The sequence below is a fragment of the Pseudomonas sp. PSB11 genome, from assembly GCF_014596605.1.
GTDB classification, from domain to species: domain Bacteria; phylum Pseudomonadota; class Gammaproteobacteria; order Pseudomonadales; family Pseudomonadaceae; genus Aquipseudomonas; species Aquipseudomonas umsongensis.
The window spans coordinates 1-2167 of record NZ_NOIO01000061.1 but is presented as its reverse complement, the minus strand read 5'-3'; the positions used below and the strand labels follow the sequence as shown (position 1 = coordinate 2167).

At 56.9% G+C, this 2167-nt stretch carries 2 protein-coding genes; both read left to right on the top strand.

All coding sequences use genetic code 11. The annotated features are described in order from the left end of the window. The coding region (locus CGA21_RS29645) for an ABC transporter substrate-binding protein (RefSeq protein WP_188265686.1) at positions 1-1079 on the top strand (1079 nt) is incomplete at its 5' end. 304 nt (positions 1080-1383) lie between these two features. Continuing rightward, a partial coding sequence (locus CGA21_RS29640) for an ABC transporter substrate-binding protein (RefSeq protein WP_223194313.1) occupies positions 1384-2167 on the top strand: 784 nt, incomplete at its 3' end.

Here is a 2167-nt window from a genome sequence, read left to right as displayed (position 1 = left end):
AGTCCGCCGAATACGCCGCACAGCTACTGAAAGAAGGCAAGGCCGCCGACATCAACCAGAAGCCGGTCGGCACTGGTCCGTTCGTGTTCAAGAGCTACCAGAAAGACTCCAACATCCGCTACACCGGGAACAAGGACTACTGGAAGCCGGAAGACGTCAAGATCGACAACCTGATCTTCGCCATCACCACCGATCCGTCGGTACGTATCCAGAAGCTGAAGAAGAACGAGTGCCAGGTTACCCTGTTCCCTCGTCCGGCCGACCTGAAGGCGCTGCGCGAAGACAAGACTCTGAAGCTGCCTGACCAGGCCGGTTTCAACCTGGGCTACATCGCCTACAACGTGATGGACAAGGTCAAGGGCAGCAATGAGCCAAACCCGTTGGCCCAATTGAAAGTGCGCCAGGCACTGGACATGGCTGTCAACAAGCAACAGATCATCGATTCGGTATACCAGGGCGCTGGCCAACTGGCCGTCAACGCCATGCCTCCGACCCAGTGGTCCTACGACACCACCATCAAGGATGCGCCGTACAATCCTGAGAAAGCCAAAGAGCTGCTCAAGGAAGCCGGCGTCAAGGACGGCACCGAAATCGTTCTCTGGGCCATGCCGGTACAGCGTCCGTATAACCCTAACGCCAAGCTGATGGCAGAAATGCTGCAGTCCGACTGGGCGAAGATCGGTCTCAAGGTCAAGATCCAGAGCTACGAGTGGGGCGAGTACATCAAGCGCTCCAAAGGCGGCGAGAACCAGGCGATGCTGATTGGCTGGAGCGGTGACAATGGTGATCCCGACAACTGGCTGAACGTGCTGTTCGGTTGCGACTCGCTGGAAGGCAACAACTTCTCGAAATGGTGCTACAAGCCGTTTGACGACATCGTCAAGCAAGCCAAGCGCACTTCGGATCAAGGCAAGCGCACCGAACTGTACAAGCAGGCGCAACACATCCTTAAAGATCAGACGCCAATGACACCTATCGCTCACTCGACGGTGTTCCAACCCATGCGCGCCAATGTGCAGGACTTCAAGATCAGCCCGTTTGGCTTGAACTCCTTCTACGGCGTCAGCGTCAGCAAATAAGGTTTGGTAACGGCGACGTCCATGACGTCGCCGTTACTTCGCCTACCGAGAAAGCAGGAAATTACCTACATCCAAATCGCCCACTGACTACAGGCGGGTGCTAGGACGCGTCGTCTTTTCCCACAAGTCTTTCGGACTTTTCGTATTTACTGCCGGACCCACGGTGCCTACCGTCGGGATCTGACCAGCGAATGCGTGGGCCCTCGGTTTTTTTGCTGCACGACATGGCTGGAAACCAGTGACCCTCCCCGTCTGCGCACGGGACGAAGGTTCATTGACTCAACACTGAACAAGAGAGAGCGTCATGCGTCATACCTTGGTTTTATCCGCATTGCTGGGCACTGGCCTGTTGGCCGCCACGTCCATGAGCCAGGCTGCCTCCGACAGCCTGGTGTTCTGTTCCGAAGGCAGCCCCGCCGGTTTCGATACTGCGCAGTACACCACCGCAACCGACAACGACGCTGCCGAACCGCTGTACAACCGCCTGGTAGAGTTTGAAAAAGGCTCAACCAACGTCGTACCCGGCCTGGCCACCAGTTGGGATATTTCCGAAGACGGTCTCACGTACACCTTTCACCTGCGCCCAGGGGTGAAGTTTCATACAACCAAGTACTTCACACCGACCCGCGACTTCAACGCCGATGACGTGCTGTTCACGTTCAATCGCATGCTCGACCCGCAACAACCTTTCCGTAAGGCCTACCCGACAGAGTTTCCCTATTTCAACGGGATGAGCCTGAACAAGAACATCGCCAAGGTCGAAAAGACCGGGCCGCTGACCGTGGTCATGACGCTCAACAGCGTGGACGCCGCGTTCATCCAGAACATCGCCATGAGCTTCGCCGCGATCCTCTCCGCCGAGTACGCCGACAAGCTGCTCGCCGAAGGCAAGCCGAGCGACATCAACCAGAAGCCGATCGGCACCGGGCCGTTCGTATTCAAGAGTTACCAGAAAGACTCGAACATCCGCTACACCGGCAACAAGCATTACTGGGACCCGAGCCGGGTCAAGCTCGATAACCTGATTTTCGCCATCAACACCGACGCGTCGGTGCGCGTGCAGAAACTCAAGGCCAATGAGTGCCAGA